General features: G+C 68.4%; 19 protein-coding genes, 2 tRNA genes and 1 pseudogene. 9 read left to right on the top strand and 13 right to left on the bottom strand.

All coding sequences use genetic code 11. The features are described from left to right. Nucleotides 1-4: 4 nt before the first annotated feature. Together H2Q94_RS21710 and H2Q94_RS21705 are read left to right on the top strand one after the other, a co-directional pair. A tRNA-Cys gene (locus tag H2Q94_RS21710) sits at nucleotides 5-76 on the top strand. A 1-nt stretch (nucleotide 77) separates the two neighbouring features. Then, nucleotides 78-152: transfer RNA gene (locus tag H2Q94_RS21705), tRNA-Val, on the top strand. A 52-nt stretch (nucleotides 153-204) separates the two neighbouring features. On the opposite strand, the gene H2Q94_RS21700 is transcribed toward H2Q94_RS21705, so the two are convergent. The 6 genes from H2Q94_RS21700 to H2Q94_RS21675 all read right to left on the bottom strand — a co-directional run bounded on the left by H2Q94_RS21700 (nucleotide 205) and on the right by H2Q94_RS21675 (nucleotide 6,236). Then, entirely contained in the window at nucleotides 205-1,629 is a 1,425-nt protein-coding gene (locus H2Q94_RS21700; protein WP_243789035.1) for a tyrosine-type recombinase/integrase, read from the bottom strand. A gap of 22 nt (nucleotides 1,630-1,651) precedes the next feature. Further along, nucleotides 1,652-1,990, bottom strand: a complete 339-nt coding sequence (locus H2Q94_RS21695; RefSeq protein ID WP_243789034.1) for a helix-turn-helix domain-containing protein — start codon at nucleotides 1,988-1,990, stop codon at nucleotides 1,652-1,654. Nucleotides 1,991-2,326: 336 nt separating this feature from the next. Continuing rightward, nucleotides 2,327-3,403 carry a DNA-methyltransferase gene (locus tag H2Q94_RS21690; protein WP_243789033.1) on the bottom strand — a complete coding sequence of 359 codons (1,077 nt, stop codon included), beginning with the start codon at nucleotides 3,401-3,403 and terminating at the stop codon, nucleotides 2,327-2,329. Next, complete coding sequence (locus H2Q94_RS21685; protein WP_243789032.1) at nucleotides 3,400-4,182, bottom strand: TRM11 family methyltransferase; 783 nt, start codon at nucleotides 4,180-4,182, stop codon at nucleotides 3,400-3,402. Before H2Q94_RS21685 ends, H2Q94_RS21690 begins: the two co-directional genes overlap by 4 nt. Continuing rightward, a complete protein-coding gene (locus tag H2Q94_RS21680) occupies nucleotides 4,175-4,513 on the bottom strand; it encodes a hypothetical protein (RefSeq protein ID WP_243789031.1) in 339 nt (112 codons plus the stop codon). The genes H2Q94_RS21685 and H2Q94_RS21680 overlap by 8 nt, the downstream gene beginning before the upstream one ends. Before the next feature lie 1,414 nt (nucleotides 4,514-5,927). Continuing rightward, nucleotides 5,928-6,236: a Ku family protein gene (locus tag H2Q94_RS21675; protein WP_243789030.1), complete on the bottom strand. Its 309-nt coding sequence runs from the start codon at nucleotides 6,234-6,236 to the stop codon at nucleotides 5,928-5,930. A 397-nt stretch (nucleotides 6,237-6,633) separates the two neighbouring features. On the opposite strand from H2Q94_RS21675, the gene H2Q94_RS21670 reads away from it, so the two are divergent. Next, a complete protein-coding gene (locus H2Q94_RS21670) occupies nucleotides 6,634-6,927 on the top strand; it encodes a hypothetical protein (protein ID WP_243789029.1) in 294 nt (97 codons plus the stop codon). A gap of 606 nt (nucleotides 6,928-7,533) precedes the next feature. Here H2Q94_RS21670 and H2Q94_RS21665 read toward each other — a convergent pair. Together H2Q94_RS21665 and H2Q94_RS21660 are read right to left on the bottom strand one after the other, a co-directional pair. Further along, complete coding sequence (locus H2Q94_RS21665) at nucleotides 7,534-8,076, bottom strand: DUF488 domain-containing protein (protein ID WP_243789028.1); 543 nt, start codon at nucleotides 8,074-8,076, stop codon at nucleotides 7,534-7,536. A 226-nt stretch (nucleotides 8,077-8,302) separates the two neighbouring features. Then, entirely contained in the window at nucleotides 8,303-8,665 is a 363-nt protein-coding gene (locus H2Q94_RS21660; RefSeq protein ID WP_243789027.1) for a DUF488 domain-containing protein, read from the bottom strand. A 141-nt stretch (nucleotides 8,666-8,806) separates the two neighbouring features. On the opposite strand from H2Q94_RS21660, the gene H2Q94_RS21655 reads away from it, so the two are divergent. Then, nucleotides 8,807-9,229, top strand: a complete 423-nt coding sequence (locus tag H2Q94_RS21655) for a PPOX class F420-dependent oxidoreductase (protein ID WP_243789026.1) — start codon at nucleotides 8,807-8,809, stop codon at nucleotides 9,227-9,229. Nucleotides 9,230-9,247: 18 nt separating this feature from the next. Here the strand turns inward: H2Q94_RS21655 and H2Q94_RS21650 are convergent, their stop codons facing one another. After that, entirely contained in the window at nucleotides 9,248-9,703 is a 456-nt protein-coding gene (locus tag H2Q94_RS21650) for a hypothetical protein (RefSeq protein WP_243789025.1), read from the bottom strand. A gap of 75 nt (nucleotides 9,704-9,778) precedes the next feature. Next, nucleotides 9,779-12,142 carry an ATP-dependent Clp protease ATP-binding subunit gene (locus H2Q94_RS21645; protein WP_243789024.1) on the bottom strand — a complete coding sequence of 788 codons (2,364 nt, stop codon included), beginning with the start codon at nucleotides 12,140-12,142 and terminating at the stop codon, nucleotides 9,779-9,781. 215 nt (nucleotides 12,143-12,357) lie between these two features. Here H2Q94_RS21645 and H2Q94_RS21640 point away from each other — a divergent pair, with 215 nt between their 5' ends. Together H2Q94_RS21640 and H2Q94_RS21635 are read left to right on the top strand one after the other, a co-directional pair. Beyond that, entirely contained in the window at nucleotides 12,358-12,855 is a 498-nt protein-coding gene (locus H2Q94_RS21640; RefSeq protein ID WP_243789023.1) for a DUF309 domain-containing protein, read from the top strand. Between the two features lie 84 nt (nucleotides 12,856-12,939). Next, nucleotides 12,940-13,269, top strand: coding sequence for an ArsR/SmtB family transcription factor (locus H2Q94_RS21635; protein ID WP_243789022.1), 330 nt, complete (start codon nucleotides 12,940-12,942; stop codon nucleotides 13,267-13,269). An 8-nt stretch (nucleotides 13,270-13,277) separates the two neighbouring features. On the opposite strand, the gene H2Q94_RS21630 is transcribed toward H2Q94_RS21635, so the two are convergent. From H2Q94_RS21630 to H2Q94_RS21620, 3 genes are read right to left on the bottom strand one after another with little or no spacing between them, the layout of a single operon-like run. Beyond that, nucleotides 13,278-14,081, bottom strand: a complete 804-nt coding sequence (locus tag H2Q94_RS21630; protein ID WP_243789021.1) for a glycoside hydrolase family 5 protein — start codon at nucleotides 14,079-14,081, stop codon at nucleotides 13,278-13,280. Continuing rightward, complete coding sequence (locus tag H2Q94_RS21625; protein WP_243789020.1) at nucleotides 14,060-14,275, bottom strand: L-lactate permease; 216 nt, start codon at nucleotides 14,273-14,275, stop codon at nucleotides 14,060-14,062. Before H2Q94_RS21625 ends, H2Q94_RS21630 begins: the two co-directional genes overlap by 22 nt. A 31-nt stretch (nucleotides 14,276-14,306) precedes the next feature. Further along, entirely contained in the window at nucleotides 14,307-14,567 is a 261-nt protein-coding gene (locus tag H2Q94_RS21620) for a hypothetical protein (RefSeq protein ID WP_243789019.1), read from the bottom strand. A gap of 135 nt (nucleotides 14,568-14,702) precedes the next feature. Between H2Q94_RS21620 and H2Q94_RS21615 the strand changes: the two genes are divergently transcribed. The 3 genes and pseudogenes from H2Q94_RS21615 to H2Q94_RS21605 all read left to right on the top strand — a co-directional run bounded on the left by H2Q94_RS21615 (nucleotide 14,703) and on the right by H2Q94_RS21605 (nucleotide 16,846). Then, nucleotides 14,703-15,035, top strand: a complete 333-nt coding sequence (locus tag H2Q94_RS21615) for a hypothetical protein (RefSeq protein ID WP_243789018.1) — start codon at nucleotides 14,703-14,705, stop codon at nucleotides 15,033-15,035. A 331-nt stretch (nucleotides 15,036-15,366) separates the two neighbouring features. Then, nucleotides 15,367-15,740 (top strand): annotated as a pseudogene (locus H2Q94_RS21610) (DJ-1/PfpI family protein). Further along, nucleotides 15,740-16,846 carry a major royal jelly family protein gene (locus H2Q94_RS21605; RefSeq protein ID WP_243789017.1) on the top strand — a complete coding sequence of 369 codons (1,107 nt, stop codon included), beginning with the start codon at nucleotides 15,740-15,742 and terminating at the stop codon, nucleotides 16,844-16,846. The pseudogene H2Q94_RS21610 and the gene H2Q94_RS21605 overlap by 1 nt, the downstream one beginning before the upstream one ends. Nucleotides 16,847-16,984: the final 138 nt, after the last annotated feature.

The raw sequence follows: 16,984 nt of genomic DNA, 5'->3' as shown, positions 1-16,984 counted from the left end.
ACGCGGCGGAGTGGCCGAGTGGCTTAGGCAAGGGCCTGCAAAGCCCTGTACGCGGGTTCGATTCCCGCCTCCGCCTCGCGCGATTAGCTCAGCGGGAGAGCGCTACCTTGACACGGTAGAGGTCACTGGTTCAATCCCAGTATCGCGCACCAAAGTTTTCATGCAGGTCAGCGGCCCTGCTCCTCCTATGGGGCGGGCTCGCTGTCAGCTTGCAAATGGCGATGAAATGGCGATGCGATCTTGAACGGGTTCGCCATTGCTGGTTTCAAGGGTGTCCCGCAGGCGCGGGAACCACATCATGAGTTGGGCGCGCTCGGCGGCGGTCAGCGCCGCCACGGAGGCCGCCCACCGGGCTTCCAGCACTTCGAGCACTTGTTGTTCCATCTCCGGGGTCACGTGATCGTAGACCCGGGCGATGCCCTTCATCTTCTGTCCGAGTCGGGCGCGGCGTGCCACCTCGGACACCCCGTCTTCGGTTAGCCACGTGCTGTGGGTGTGCCGTCCTTCGTGGAAGGTGAACCACATCAGGATTGCCGGGACGTGATCCTCGGCCTGCGGGTCGTCGGGCTCGATGCCGTCCCAGGCCGGGCGCCAGTGACGCTGGCGGAAGTTCGACCTCCGCAGGAGGTTCCCGTCGGGTGTGCAGAAGAGGAACGGGTGGCGATGGGAGTCCATCAGCGCCTCGTAGAGCACGGCGATGCTTGGGGGAAGCAGGACGTCCCGGGTGCTGGCAGGGGTTTTCGTGCGTCCCTTCTTCTTCCCCTTGCCCGGTCGTGAGGTCTTCCGCTTCGCGGGACTCGGGCCGCCGTCGGCGATGACGCCACCGGGACCGATGCGTCGGCCGCCTTTGAACAGCTTCCCTCCGATCTCCTTCAACGGTTCTTCGATCCGGATCGCCCGGCGCTCGCGGTTGTACTCGTGCCGCTGCTGACCGGCCAGCTCGCTCCAGCGCGCTCCGGTGTAGGCGTCCACCACGGCGATGGCGAAGCCCGCCGGACCAGCCGAGTGGTACAGCCGCATGGCCGCACGCAGCACCTGCACGGGGGTGGCGACGAGGCGGTCCGGCGCGAACTCGCCCGAGGTCACCCGGATACCCGAGCACGGGTTGGCCGGGATGTACTGAGCACGGAAGGCCATGTTGAGGAACGTTGAGAACGTCGCGAACACCGACGACACCGTGGACTCGGCGTAGTCCTCATGCAGCTCGGAGACCCACTTCTCGATCTCCAGGTAACTGTTGAAGATCCCGATCAACGGCCACGCGGACCACTGTGGCAGCAGCTGGTTGTTCAGATGGGACTTGTACTTCGCCAGCGTCGTCGGTTCCAGCCGGGGACCGATGGAGTCCAGCAGCTCCGACGCGAAGTCCTCAAACGGGGTGTCGCCTTTGCGGGGGTCGATCCACATGTGCCGCCGGATCAGGGCTTCCTGCTCGTTGCCCCAGCCCTCGGCTGCCTTTTCCGACGTGAAGCCGGACTTGCTGCCCCAGGTGCCGTCGGGGCGCTTGTACCGGGCACGCCAGCCATCACCCTGGGCATCGCCCAGTCGTTGACCGTAGGCCATGACCACTTCCTTCCTTGCTCTTGCTCTCTTTTGTGAAGCCGCCCCGGCTGGTGCCGGGGCGGACATCTGTGTGGGCACGGTGCCCGGGTCAAGCCGCCCGGAACCCTCTCCGTTGAGGCATGGGAGTTTTCCTGGCGAGCCGTACGATTTCTGCGGCGTCGTCGCGGCTGAAGCGGTAGTGCTTGCCGAACCTGCGGTGCGGGATGAGCCCGGCTGCTGCCTGCTCCTTCAATGTGCGCGGCGAAAGCCGCAGGAGGTCTCCGAGCTGTTCGGCGGTGAGCAACGCATCGGGGTCGTGCGGAGCGTGTTCGGCCAGCGCGCGGACGGCGTCGGCCAGTTCACGAGCTGCCGTGGCAAGTTCGGCTGCTGCCGAGATCGTGTCAGCACCCGCAGCAGCGGCATCGGTGAGCGGATCGTGTGTGCTCATGCGGCAGTCCCCTCAACCCCGTCGCGGGTGCCTTCGGCCAGACTTGGTAGGACGGCGTTGAGCTGCCTTTCCGTCGACCATGCGGCGTGCCGGGACTGGTGATCGCTCGGCTGAGGAGCACGACTCATTTCGTCCTCACCTCGTGTGATCGTCGGCTGGTCGCACATGCCGAAGCTGCCGGGTCGCCCCAGGCCCGGGGCGACATCGCGGCGGGAAGCGTAACGCCGGCGGACGGGATCGAATCGTGACTGCCCTATCACGCACCGCTGCACGGCGTTTCGGTCACGCCGTCGTGCTGGAGGAAAGCCCGCGTTGCCAGCGGCGCCGAACTGGTTCTTACGCAACGTTGGCTCCTGGATTTGTTTCGTTGGTGACCTCGATGCGCCTGCTCTGGTGCCGAAGTCGCCGCAGGAAGATGTCGTGGTAGTCCGCCCGCAGGTCGATTCCCTGGAAAGACCGGCCCAATTGTCGGGCGGCGAGGCCGGTGGTTCCCGCTCCGGAGAAGGGGTCGAGGACGCTGCCTTCTTCAGGGCAGCCGACCGCGATACAACGCTGCGGAAGGTCGATCGGAAACGGAGCGCAGTGCGCATCCGGCAGCGGTCGCGTGGATATCGACCAGACATCGCCGACGTTCTTCCCGGCTCCCCGCGGGTGCCACGGGGACCGGACCGTGTGCGGCTTGTTTCCCCCGCGATGATTCTTCCGATGCTCCGGACGGTTCTGCGACAACGGTTCGAGCGCGCGAGCTGCGTCGAAGTAATAGTCCGGCTGCTTCACCAAGAGGAAAACCATCTCGTAGCGCGAGGAAAACCGATCCGATGCCGGGTCCGGTATGCCGTTGGGCTTGTGCCAGACCATCGCGTTACGAATGATCCACCCGTCTTGTTGCAAAGTGAGAGCGACCCGCCACGGAATTCCCATGAGACTTTTGTGGCGAACGACCGAGGGTGCCTCTTCGCTTGCTATTTTGCGCGTGCTCCCCGTGCCGCTGTTGTGGTAGCTGAAACCGTCTCGGAGATTGAGCCAGTACGTTCCCCGAGGAGTCAGCAGGCGCCAGACTTCCGCGCTCACCTGCCGCAGACGACCAACGTAGTCATCGATCGTCGACTCAAGGCCGTATTGCCGATCGTGCGCAATAGCGCCGCACTTCCTGCAGTGCTTGTTCACGCTGGAGCGCAGTCGCGAGGAAGTGCGTTTCTTGGTGGTCCGACGGTGATGGGGTGTTGTTCCCAGGGTGTGCCGGCACTCCGGGTTTCCGCCGATCCAGATCGCGGTGCCGTAATCACGCAGTCCCCAATGTGGTGGCGAGGTGACGACGCAGTCCGCCGAGGAACTGGGAATGGATTCCATGACCTGAAGTGCATCGCCGACGTGCAATTCGATGGTGTCGTCATGATAGTAGAGACTGTTCACGCGACACCTCGCTGCGGAAATTCTTCGCGACGTGCGTTTGTGGGGAGCCGGAAAACCAGCACGTCAAGATGAGCCGACAGCGCGATGGGATGGTCGTGAATGTCGGTGCTTTCCGGGAGGTCTCCCGCGCGGCTGACGATTCTCGGGCGTACCCGGTTTCCTCGGATGGGTGCGGTCAAGGCGATGCAGTGGTCGGCGGGGACGAGGCCGATCGCGTCGGCGGCATCGTGGATTTTGCCGGGCAGGTCGAGCAGGCGCCCGTGTCGGCGCCAGGGCCGGGAGGTGATGACGATGTGCCCGCCGGGCCAGACCCAGTCGGCGACGGCGTCCAGGTCCTCATACAGCCCGACCAGCACACGGCTGGGGTCGCTGGACGGGGTGTGCCGCAGGCCGGTGAGCACGAGGTCGACGGCGCCGGGCAGCTCGGCGGCACGGGGGTCGTCGACGCTGTCCAGCAGAGTCGGGGTGCCGACCGGGCCGGCGAGGCGAGCGAGGTCGAGGTTGGCTTCCAAGGCGGATTCCCACCGGGGCTCGGTGGGCAGGCCAAGTGCGTCCCGGCCCGCCCGGAGGGCTTCGGCCAGGACCAGTCCCGGTCCCGGGTTGGGGTCGCAGACGGTGTCGCCAGGGGCGGTGTAGGTGGTGATGATCTGCCGCGCGACCTCCGGGGTCAGCGCGGTGTCGGCGTGGGTGGCCCCGACATACCGATCCGCGATTTGCCGGGCTGGGGTGGCACTGCCGGTGTCCCAGACGCTGCCGGGGCGCAGGAGGGTCTTAGGCATGGCGGACCTCCAGGGACAGGGTCGAACGGCGGAAGACGCTGGCGACGGTGTGGATGCGGCGGTGGCCGCCGAGGGCGATCACCCGGAGGCTGCGCCGGGTCGCCGGCCGAGGGGTCGACGGGGGTTGGTGGGCCAGGATCAGCCGGTCGGTCAAGATCAATCCGGCCAGCGCTGCGGCCCGCGACAACTGCCCTGAATGGCCGACTCGCGCTTGACGCTGATCGCTACTGTGCGTGAGTACGACGACGGTGCCTGCGGGAGCCAGAGCGGGCGTGAAGTCGGCCATCGCGAACGGGTCTGCGGGGTGGTCGGACCAGCCCGCGATGATCAACTCGAAGTCGTCGGAACCCGGACCGGACGGCTCGCCGAGGGCTGCCGGTCCGTCGGGTTCGCGACCGGCTCGGTCGCGTCGCCGGGCGGGGGGCCGAGTCCGGACCCGGACCGCGGGGCGCCGGGCAGACCCCCACCCGCCGCGGGGTACTCGTGATCGCTGTGAGGCCGGAGTTGCTGACCGGTGGTCGCGCCGCGGCCGAGTCGGAGGACGGACTCCACGAGTCGGTCCCGACGCGTCCGGCTCGAACCCGTCGCGGGGGCCTCGCCGTCGGCGAGCATGATCCGGTCGCCAGGCGCGGTGTAGGCCGTAGTGATCATCGAAACTGCGGCGGTGACGATCTCGTCGGTGTCCGCGGCGGGGTCGACGAGACACAGTCGCACCGTCGCCGACGCCGGCGGGCCGGTGGGTTCGCGGTGGGGTGCTCGGACCGACCCGACGCAGGGGTTCAACCCGTGGCAGTCGGGGTGTCAGGGGGCGGTACCTCCGGGAGCGGGAGGGCAGACATCGCGTACTCCGGTGATCGGTCGGTCTTGCCAAGGACACCCCTGAAGTCCGAAAAAACGGCCCCGATCGGTCACCGCCCGCCCAAGAAATTTCCCGCCATCCCTCAACCGGAACTGACACCCAGCGTCACTGGCATCTCCGGTTCCACCAAGGCGCTTGTTGATCTTGAGAGGACTCGATGGAGATCGACAGTCGCGCCGGTTGGCGGGGCGCCAATGGCTGCGCGGTGGCCCTGTTCAAGATCGCCCCGGAAACTTCTCAAGATCCTTTTTCTTGTTCCGTCTCTCCGCCTGGTTGAGGTGACAGCAACGGAACAGCGTCTGACTAGCACTGCAGCGCACAGGCTTGCTGTTCAATCAGGTCGTGATCTCGAAATTGATCAGAAGATGATCTTCTTGCATTATGAACGTGTGTTCGAAAAACGCCGATGTGCCCGCACGGGCACCTGCTGACCGGGGGTCGGGTGCTGGTCGGTTGGCATCCCTGCGTTTGTGCCGGCGCCAGTGGGAGCGGGCATCGCACCTGGACGTGCCTGGCCTGCCAAGAGGCCGGGGTCGACGTGACGATCTACGTCGGGCGGCACGAGCCCGAGGAGCACAGGCTGCCCTGGTCGTCGGCTACCTAGTGCTGCCCCGCGGGCAGCGGGGTGGACGCCGTGCGCTGCTGCGGCCGGCGGCCGGTCGTCGCCGACGGCGCACCAGGGGGTGTGGGGCGAGTGGGACAACCGGCCGCGGCCCGCCCCAGGGCGCGGGGAGTGCGGCTGCGACGGGCTCTGGGAGCAGGAGTGTGTCCGTTGATCACGGTAAAGATCCATGCGCGGGTCCGCATGCGGCACCGGGGGTGACCACCCGAAGGGATGGGCCGGGGTGTGCCTGCTGCCTCGGGTGGCAGCGCGCTGCGGAGTCGGCTAGCGAGCCTCGCGGCGGTTGGCGCGGGCGGAGTCGATGCTGGCCTGCAGCGCGGTGGCGAGGTCGACGACGGCCGGGTCCTCGCCGCGGGGCGCGGGCACGGTGGTCTCGCGGCCGGCGAGTTTGGCATCGATGAGTTCCAGGAGCGCGTCCCGGTAGGTGTCGCGGTAGCGGGCCGGGTCGAAGGTGTCGGCGGACAGCGACTCGACCAGCTGGGCGGCCATGGCCTGCTCCTGCGGGCGGGTCTGCGGCGCCTGGGCGTCGAGGAAGCCGAACTCCGGTGGCCGGACCTCATCCGGCCACAGCATCGTGGTCAGCTTGTGGATGGGGTTCAGGACTGACCGTTGACCGCTTTGTATCCACGACCGTCCGGTGGTTGATGGTGTCGGCAAGGTGCCGGTCACTTGCGTGATGTTCTGGCAGCCCTGGCCTGTTCGACACTGGCCTGCAGTGCGTCCATGAGGTCGGCGACGGCGGTCGAGCGCGGTGGCGGCACGGCCTTCTCGATCGTGGTGTCGGCCCGTTTGGCCTCGATGGGGTGGGAAGTTGGTGACGCCAGAAAGAAAGGGGGCCGCGGCCAGCGTGGCCGCTGGTCTCACGCGCGCCGTGGCCGCTTAGCTCCGATTCGTGCAGTAACACAGCGTGTGTCAGTTGGCACTGTGTGGGTGACCAATAGGGGCTTAAGCCTCTGGCAGCCTGGCCGGCATGACGGACTGCCCCGACCTGCTGACCGGCCTCTACGACCTGGTCCGACTTGACGAGGACGAAGACGATCCAATTTCCGCCCGCTGGTCGTTCGGGTCGCTTCGCCTGGACGGCACCCTCGATGCAGCCGCTACCCGCAGTGCCAGCCACCACCCCGACGACCCGCAGCAGCGAATCGAGTCCGACCGGATCGCCGGGTGGTTGGCCGAGGTGCTGGACGCCTCCGGGGTGCAACTATGTCCGGTCGGCGACGCGCGGTACCCGTCGTGGTGGGTCGTCGCCTGGAACGATTAGACGGACTACGACGACGCACTGGCTGTACCGCTACGGCGCCTCGCCGACTGGTCTTAAACGCGGTGGTGCTGTGGACGACCCGGTGTCTGGACGCCGCAGGCGCCGAACTCCGCGCCCTCGCCGACGCCAACCCCTGACCAGGCATTACCCGACCACATGGCAGGTTTCTCCCGTATCCCGGGACCGCCCTCCCGCGATCATGGACGGCGGCCCTGGCCGCCACTGCTCGGGTGGTGGCCGGGGCCCGCTTGCTCCCGGAAGGGCGTGACCGGCGAGGGCGGGCCCACAGCCCGGCAGTTGCCCTGCGCGAGATCACACGTGTCGGGCAGGGCCGGGCTGGTGACGAAAGGATCGGCACCGTGCAGGAGTGGGGTGTGGCGCGTGTGGCGCACTGCGACCAGGCCGACGGGCTGGCCAGGGTGCTGGCCCATACGGCCGGCTGGCCGCCCAGCTGCCCGACGCCGACCCACAGCGTGGCGCACGAACTCGGCGAGCCGGCGTGGGGCTCTCAATGGGCCGGGGGTGTCCGATGGGGCCGAAAGGCCTTGGGGGTGACAGACCCGTGAGTCTTTTGGGTCGCTATAGCAGCCCAAAAGACTCACGACTTCACCCCAGCCCACCGTCGTAGACGAGCAGACCGTCCTCGCGCACCCGGGCGCCTGCGACCGGCCGGTGCGGGGTCGATGTCGCGTCGTGCATCAGATGCCGCACGTCGATTCCGCGCGCCAGCTGGAGGAAGTCGGCGATCAGGCGACGATGGCAGCGCCACCACAGGCTTTCCGCGCACATGATCGCGGTTCGCTCGTGCACCGCCTGGTCCAGTAGATCGCCGACCGCGGCGGTGAAATCCGGCGTCCGCATGTGCGCCGCATACGCGCGGAACGAGTGGTTCTTCCACATCCAGTCCGGCGAATCCGGCGGTACTTTGCGGAAACCGCCCAGTCGCTTGTCCCACCGGTAATCGATGTCCCGTTCTGGCAGCCAACGCTGGAGTTCGGTTCTGGCCATGTCGGGGTTTCGGCGGCTCCCGGGTGCGGTGCGCACGTCGACGACCGCGCCCACGCCGGCGCGGTGGAGCAAGGCGACGACTGCGTCTTTCGTCGCGGTCCCGTGCCCGAAGGTGAGTACTTCGACCATCGTCCACCGCATCTCAACCAGCGGAGACTCCAGGGAGATCCGCCGAAGGTCCGCGCGGCCGAGCGCGGGCGTCAGGGGCGTAGGCCTGCGGGTCGGGACGACGCGGTGTCCTAACGTTGAAGTACCGGCCGGTCGCACCGTGGAGCACGGGGTCGGCGGCAAGTCGCAGGGCGGCGTTCAGTCCTTCCTGGCGACTGCTGACGGGGTTTTCCATGATTTTGGTGGCTCGCACATGACCTCACCCGCGCAGCAGGTCGGCGATCACCGCCGCCGCGCTGATGCCGGGATCCTTGGTGGCGGTGACCAGCGTCAGCCGGCGCTTTTTCGCGAGGTCGCGAAGGTGCTGGAGCGCTTCGGCCCGTTCGGGGTCGCGGAGCTCGCTGCGGTAACGCCGTTCGAACTCCGTGAAGCGGTCCGGATCGTGGCCGTACCACTTGCGCAGCTCGGTCGAAGGTGCGACGGCCTTGCACCATTCGTCGAGGGAAGCCTTGTCCTTGGACAGCCCGCGCGGCCAGATCCGGTCCACCAGCACGCGGTTGCCGTCCTGCCCGGTGACTTCCTCGTAGGCGCGACGCACGCGGATGTTCGACTGGGTAGCCATTGCGCCCTCCTCGACGTGCAATCCGGGTGTCCTCGCCCAGTAACCTTCCCCGATGGGCTCGGCGCCAACCGTCGGCGAGCCGGCGGGGCGGTGGGAGACTAGCCTGGAACGTGATCAGCATCCGAGGTGAGGAGGTCACCCGTGGCCAAGCCGCCCGTGCCCGAGCAAGTCGGCGAACTCCTGGCCAAGCCGAACCCGGCGGTGATCGCGTCCGTCCGGCCGGACGGGCAGCCAGTGTCAGTGGCCACCTGGTACCTGTGGGAGGACGGCCGCGTCCTGGTCAACATGGACGAGGGCCGCAAGCGGCTGGAGTACCTCCGCAACGACCCCCGGGTGACGCTCACCGTGCTGGACAAGGACGAGTGGCACACCCACGTCAGCGTGCAGGGCCGGGTGGTGGAGCTGGCGGAGGACGCCGGCCTCGCCGACATCGACCGCCTCGCCCGCCGCTACCTCGGGCAGGACTACCCCGTGCGCGACCGCAAGCGGGTCAGCGCGTGGATCGAGGTGGAGCGCTGGCACGGGTGGGGTGCGCTGGAGAACAAGGACGTCACCCACCACTGACCGGGACGGTCCCGCGGACTACCGCTTGATCGAGCAGACGATCTCGGTGATCAGGTCGACGCTCAGACCCAGGTGCGGAGCGCGTTGCATCATCTCGCGGGGGCGCAGTCCCATCTCGTTGAAGACCTTCACGATCTTCTCCTGCTGGGGCGTCCACCGCTTGGCCCGCGCTGGTGGCGCCGGGGACGCGGTCCTCGGGCTCCGCGCCGGTCGGGGGTGCACCGGCCCGTTGCCGCGGTTGGCCGCTCCCAGCGTGGTGTTCTTCTTCGCGTAGTCGCCGTTCCTGGTCTTCTCCAGGACTTCGTCGATGTCGTCCCCGGCCGCGACCAGCTGCGAGGCGCTCTTGTTGACCGCGACCTCGACGAGGCGCACGCCGGTGAAGTTCTGCTCGACGCAGTCGGCCTTGACGCAGTAGTCGTATCCCCACTCGGACCGGTCGGCCGGGAGTTCGTCGCCGCAGCTGGTGCAACGCATGGATCGAACCTCCTTCGGTGCGGGCGCCGCTGCGCCGCGCGGGACGGTTCCCGCGCGGCGCAGCGACTTCCGGTGTCAGCCTTCGGAGCCGGCGAGGTCGACGGGTGGGGCGTCGGGCACCAGCGACGGCTTGGTCTCACCGCGGAAGGTGAAGTGGGCCTTGTCGTCGGAGCCTTCGCCGTCCCAGCCCTCGACGTCGACGATGACGATCTGACCGGGCTCGATCTCGCCGAACAGGATCTTCTCGGACAGCTTGTCCTCGATCTCCCGCTGGATCGTCCGGCGCAGCGGCCGCGCACCCAGCACCGAGTCGAAGCCGCGCTTGGCCAGCAGCCTCTTGGCCGTCGTGGTCAGCTCCAGGGACATGTCCTTGCCCTTGAGCGCCTTCTCCACCCGGCCACCGAGCAGGTCGACCATTTGGACGATCTCGCTCTCGGTCAGCTGGTGGAAGACGATCACGTCGTCGATCCGGTTCAGGAACTCCGGCCGGAAGTGCTTCTTCATCTCCTCGTTGACCTTGTTCTTCATCCGCTCGTAGTTCGACCCGGAGTCGGTACCGGCGGAGAAGCCCAGGCCGACGGCCTTGGAGATGTCCTGCGTGCCGAGGTTCGAGGTGAAGATCAGCACCGTGTTCTTGAAGTCCACCGTGCGGCCCTGGCCGTCGGTCAGGCGACCGTCCTCCAGCACCTGCAGCAGCGTGTTGTAGATCTCCTGGTGGGCCTTCTCGATCTCGTCGAACAGGACCACGGAGAACGGCTTGCGGCGGACCTTCTCGGTGAGCTGGCCGCCCTCCTCGTAGCCGACGTAGCCCGGAGGGGCGCCGAACAGCCGCGAGGCGGTGTAGCGGTCGTGGAACTCACCCATGTCGATCTGCACGAGCGCGTCGTCGTCGCCGAACAGGAACTCCGCCAGCGCCTTGGACAGCTCGGTCTTACCGACACCGGACGGCCCGGCGAAGATGAACGAACCGGACGGGCGCTTCGGGTCCTTCAGGCCGGCGCGGGTGCGGCGGATCGCCTGCGACACGGCCTTGACCGCGTCGTCCTGGCCGATGATCCGCTTGTGCAGCTCGTCCTCCATGCGGAGCAGACGCGTGGTCTCCTCCTCGGTGAGCTTGAAGACCGGGATGCCGGTCCAGTTCGCCAGCACCTCGGCGATCTGCTCGTCATCGACCTCGGAGACCACGTCCAGGTCGTCCCCGGTGGTGGCGCGGTGGATGCGCATCCGGGCACCGGCCTCGTCGATCAGGTCGATCGCCTTGTCCGGCAGGTAGCGGTCGTTGATGTAGCGGTCGGCCAGCGTGGAGGCGGCCGTCAGCGCCTCGTCGGTGAACGAGACCCGGTGGTGCGCCTCGTAGCGGTCCCGCAGGCCCCGCAGGATTTCCACGGTCTGCTCGGCGGACGGTTCATCGACCTCGATGGGCTGGAAGCGGCGTTCCAGCGCCGGGTCCTTCTCGATGTGCTTGCGGTACTCGTCGATCGTGGTGGCACCGATGGTCTGCAGCTCACCGCGGGCCAGCATCGGCTTGAACAGGTTCGCCGCGTCGACCGAGCCCTCGGTGGCACCGGCACCGACCATGGTGTGGATCTCGTCGATGAACAGGATGATGTCGCCGCGGGTCTTGATCTCCTTGAACACCTTCTTCAGGCGCTCCTCGAAGTCACCGCGGTAGCGCGAACCCGCGACCAGCGAACCCAGGTCGAGGGTGTAGACCTGCTTGTCCCTCAGCGGTTCCGGCACCTCGCCCTTGACGACCTTCTGCGCCAGCCCCTCGACGACGGCGGTCTTGCCGACACCCGCCCCGCCGATCAGGACCGGGTTGTTCTTGGTGCGCCGCGAGAGGACCTGCATGATCCGCTCGACCTCGGTCTCGCGACCGATCATCGGGTCGAGCTCGGACTCGCGCGCGCTCTGCGTCACGTTCGTCCCGAACTGGTCCAGCGTCGTCGCATCCGCCGGTTGGCTGCGGGCGCCCGCCTCCGCCGGCTCCTGGCCGGTGTCGGAGCCGTTGAGCTGACCCAGCACCTGCCGGCGCAGCCCGTCGAGGTCCGCGCCGAGCTTGACGAGCACCTGCGCGGCGACGCCCTCGCCCTCGCGGATCAGGCCGAGCAGGATGTGCTCGGTGCCGATGTGGTCGTGGCCGAGCTGCAGCGCCTCGCGCAGCGACAGCTCCAGCACCTTCTTGCCCCGCGGCGTGAACGGGATGTTTTCGCCGGGCGCGTCCTGGTCGCCGCGGCCCAGGGTCTCCTCGACCTGCCCGCGCACGACCACGAGGTCGGTTCCCAGCGACCCCAGCGCCTTGGCGGCGACACCCTCACCCTCGTGGATCAAACCCAGGAGGATGTGCTCGGTGCCGATGTAGTTGTGGTTGAGCATCCGGGCCTCTTCCTGGGCCAGGACGACCACCCGCCTCGCGCGGTCGGTGAACCTCTCGAACATTCGCACTCCCTGACCGCTGCGCGGTCGACTTCGTCTCTCGTTCGACCCCCCGCTCAACAGGTCGCGGGGCTCGCCCATTCCACCCGCGCCCCGCGTTCGTCCTCCGTGAACACGGGGTCGCCAGCCTCGCCTCACAGCTGAACCGGAGCCACAGGAGCACCACCGCCGCGTCCCGCACTTTGGGACGGGGGCGTGCGAAGGCGAACAATGGCGGCATGCCGCAACGTGACCGGGACCCGCAAGGCCGAGCCCGCAACGCCCGTCCCCGCGACGGGCTGGGGCGTCCGCTGCCCTACGGCAGCGCCGGGGTGGAGCGGGTCGACGAGGACATGGTGCTCGCCCCGGACGAGAGCCTGGCCGAGGCCCAGCAGATGCTCGACGACGGCCGCCCGTTCCACGCGCACGAAGTGCTCGAAGCGGCCTGGAAGAACGCCCCCGTACCGCAACGCGCGCTGTGGAAAGGGCTCGCGCAGCTGGCGGTGGGTCTCACGCACCTGCGCCGCGGCAACGCCGCTGGTGCCGCCGCGCTGCTGCGGAGGGCGCGGGACCACATCCAGCCCTACGCCCAGCACCCTCCGCACTCGGTCGCCGTCGACCAGCTCACCCGTTATGCCGCCGACCTCGCCGACAGGATCGAACGGGACGGCGCGGACGTCCTCGCCCCGGACGAGCTTTCTCCGCGGCTGAGCACCACAACTCCAACGGCCCGGTAGCCCGGAGCGCCGCGGTCCAGAGTGGACTCCAGTGCGGACGCGTCGCCGTACGAGCGGGAGTGGGCAACGCCGTAAGATGTGGCTGTGCCCACCGATGGCTCCCGGCGCACCGGGAAGACGCTTCCCCAGCCCGACCTGCGCGAGATCGGCATCGCGCAGGTGCTGCGGGCGCTCGGCGAGCCCGTCCGGCTGGGCATCGTCCGCTCGCTCGCCCGGTCCGAGCACCCGATGAACTGCGCCGCGTTCGGGCTGGCCGTGTCCAAGTCGACCTCCACGCACCACTTCAAGGTGTTGCGGGAGAACGGGATCATCGCCCAGCACGAAGAGGGCACGGCTCGTTACAGCGAGTTGCGCAGCTCGGAGCTGGAGCAGCGCTTCCCGGGGCCGCTGGCGTCGGTGCTCGCCGCAGAGTAGGGGCCGGGTCAGCTGCCCCGGACGGTCACCGAGACCGGGTCGCTGCCGCTGGCCTGCACCGTCACGACGGGTGTCCCGGGCGGGGAGGTGACTCGCCCGCCGGTCACCGCGACCCCGTATCCGTTCGGATAGTGCAGGTCTGACACGTAGATCTCGGTCGGGGCCGTGCCCGTTGGCCGGTAGGTGTAGTCGAAGTCGCCGTTGGCCGGGTCGAAGTGCATCGAGGTCGGCGTGCCCGCGGTGGCCCGCGGGTAGGTGCGCACGAGCTGGCGTCCGACTTCGCCGAGGAACGGGTCCTCGTCCGGCTCCGGGCCGCTGACGCTTTCGTAGTGCCAGTACTGCCATCCGACGAATCGTTCGTCCGCGCGCGACAGCGTGTTGGCGAGCACGCCGGGGTCGTTGTCGCCGAACTCCGTGACGAGGGCGGGTGTTGCGGTGCGTCCGGTGAACGCGTCGGCGTTGGCCCACGTGCGGTCGTGCTGCAGCGGGCACAGGCCGATCAGTTCCTCGGGCATCCCCAGGTAGATCGCCGACTGGCTGATCGCGCAGTAGTCGTGGAAGGAGAACGCGACGTGCGGGTCGTCGATCGGTGGTGTCAGCGGTGGTTCGGCGAGGTGGGTCGGCATCGTCTGGTTCCAGGTCACGTTGGGTTCCCAGAACACCGGCAGGGTGGGGGAGACCTCGCGGATCCGCTTCGTCAGGTCCTCGTGCACGGCTTGGTACCGGCGGTCGAAAAGCGGGCAGCCCAGCGGGAAGCAGGTCGGGTAGGCCGTTCCCGGCCACGGCGCGTTCAGCAGCTCGATCCCGAGCACGTTTGGCTGGCCGCGACCCCGATCCAACCCAGCACCGGCGACAGGAAGGCGAACGCCGTGCCCACTCCCGCGATCGCGGTGCCGATGGTGGTGGTCTGCCCGGACTGGTTCATCACGTAGGCCAGGCCGAGCACGCCAACGACCGCCAGCGCCGACCACCGCAGGGACTTCGCCGTCGCGGCCAGCTCGGACACGCCACAGTGGGGGTCGTGGTGGCTTTCGCCGCTACCGGAACGGGTCGCGACCGCCGTCGTGCTCGGCGCAGATCAGCACGTGCCTGCAGTGGTGGGCGAAACTGGCCAGCCCCTCGCCCACCGCCGCGTAGTCGCCCTCGACGAGCAGGTCGGCCCAGTGCTCCAGCAGTTCGACCTCGTGGCCCACCCACGCGCGCTCGGTCGGGTCGGCGACATCGGCGTGTTCGAGCATCCACCGCAGCTCGGCGGCGGACTCGATCGCGGCGAACACCTCCATCGGCGGCCCGGACACACAATCAGCCTGACAGACCAGCCCGGACCCAGCCCAGCCACCACGACACACACGTCGACGACCACCGCGCAAAGGGGTTATCTTCGCAGGTCGTCGGCATGTCGCAGCGCCCGACTCGGGCGAGACCGCCCTAGCGTGGGCGCGATGTTGTCGTCATCAGATGCGGTGGTCGAGCAGCTGCGGGCCGCGGTGGACGCGGCGCTGGTGGAAATGCTCACCGGCCAGGGCGCCGCGCTGCGCCATGCCCAACCCCACGTGCACCGCGCCGTGGCGGCACTCGCCCGCGGCGCCGACCAGCTTGTCACCGACGACGCAGCCACCGCGGTGCGCGCGGCCGCCCAGGCGGTGCAAGCCGGCCAGCCAGAACAGGCCCGGGCCCTGCTGGTCACCGCACGCGGACGCCTGGCCCGCCCCGAATCGCGCTACATCGGCGAACCTGCCGGCACCGGGCCCGAGCCCGGCTCCTGAACTTCCCCCCGTGATCGGGTGCAAACCGCCTGCGCCGCGGGCCACACAGCAAAAGAGGGGCCGACGGGCCTGCCCCGAACCCGACGATCCCTCCTTGCGGGAGTGTTGTTTGAATCCGCCGTTCGCTCACCGGGACGAGCTGACTGGTTCGACTTGACCTGCGAGGCCCCTGCGGGCCCCGCAGCACCCCCGGAGATCAAGCAGCGGCGTGACGCAGCTCTGGGACCGCTCACTTCCTCACTCGGAACGCAGTCGGGTTGGCACAGCTACTTGGTTAACCGGGGCGGTTGACGGGTAGAATGACGGTAACCCCCCACCGAAAGGAGCCCCCATGCCCAGCGAGCTACAGGGACGGAGGGCCGCGATCCTCGCAGCCGACGGCGTCGAGCAGATCGAGCTCGAGCAGCCCCGCGACGCAGTCCAGCAGGCCGGCCGGTCGCCTTCCTGCTCGACTTCTTCGAGACCGGCAAGCCGGTCGGGGTGATCTGCCATGGGCCGTGGATGCTCGTCGAAGCCGACGTCGCGCGGGGGCGGACGCTCACCTCGTTTCCGAGTGTCCGGACCGACCTCCGCAACGCCGGCGCGAACGTGGTCGACCAGGAGGTCGTGACCGACCAGGGCCTCGTCTCGAGCCGTCACCCCGGCTTCCGCCTCGTTCCTACCACGCGCGCCATCCAAGCGCCCGCACGAAGGAGGGTGCACTAGTGACCGGGAAGCAACGCGAGGAGCTGGCGACCGACCTCCCGCTGGGTGGGCTCGAAACCGTCGCCCTCTTCGAAGGCGCGATGCCCACCGGCGTCACCGTGTCGCACGAGGGACGAATCTTCGTCAACTTCCCGGAGTGGGGCGACGACGTGGACGCCACGGTGGCCGAGCTACGGGATGACCGGCCCGTCCCGTACCCCGACGACGCGATCAACCGCACGGACGAGAACAACCTGGCCGGCACGTTCGTATCCGTTCAGAGCGTCGTCGTCGATCCCGCCGACCGTCTGTGGGTGCTGGACACGGGGAGTCCGATGTTCGAGCGCACCCAGCACGGCGGGCCGAAGCTCGTGTGCGTCGACCTGAGGGGCGATCAGGTCGTTCAGACTATCCTCGTTCCGCAGGACGTCGCTCTGCCGACCAGCTACCTCAACGACGTGCGCTTCGACCTGCGCAGAGGCACCGAAGGCACGGCCTACATCACCGACTCCTCCGACCGGGGCCCGAACGGGATCGTCGTGGTGGACCTGGCTTCCGGAGAGAGCTGGCGGAGGCTGCACGAACATCCGTCGGTGAAAGCCGAGAGCCTGACGGATCACCTCCCGGTCGTCGAGGGCCGGCCGCTCGTCGACGACCAGGGGCGGCCGCTCGTCGCGATGGGATCGGACGGGATCGCCATCGGCGCGGACGGAGACCGCCTCTATTACTGTCCGCTCGCGAGCTCGCACCTCTACAGCGTGGCCACCGATGCCCTCGCCGACCGTGGCCTCGACGACGACGCGGTCGCGGCGACCGTGCGCCACGAGGGAGACAAGGGCGGGGCGGGGGACGGCCTCGAGTCAGACGCCGCCGGATACGTCTACGCGACGAACTACGAGCACAATGCTGTCCTGCGCCGCTCGCGCGACGGGTCGTGGGAGACGGTAGCGCACGATCCGCGGCTGCTGTGGCCCGACACGCTCTCGCTCGCGACCGACGGCTACCTCTACGTCACCGCCAACCAGCTCCACCGCCAGCCGAGCTTCAATGGCGGGCGCGACCTGCGCCGCCGGCCCTACGCGCTCTTTCGCATTCGCGTCGACGCGGATCCCGTGTTGCTGCGCTGACGGGCCGGACCTACGACGAGGAGGAGACGCAATGGCGCGTACCGACACCCCACCCATCGTCTGCGGACACGCCACTCCTCGGCTACCGGATGCCCGACGAGACTTCTCGTTCCAGTCCCGATTCCCAGCTCGAGATTA

The sequence above is a fragment of the Saccharopolyspora gloriosae genome (assembly GCF_022828475.1).
In the GTDB taxonomy this organism is placed as follows: domain Bacteria; phylum Actinomycetota; class Actinomycetes; order Mycobacteriales; family Pseudonocardiaceae; genus Saccharopolyspora_C; species Saccharopolyspora_C gloriosae_A.
Note: the sequence above shows the minus strand (reverse complement) of the source record. Positions and strands in the feature narration are given on the sequence as shown.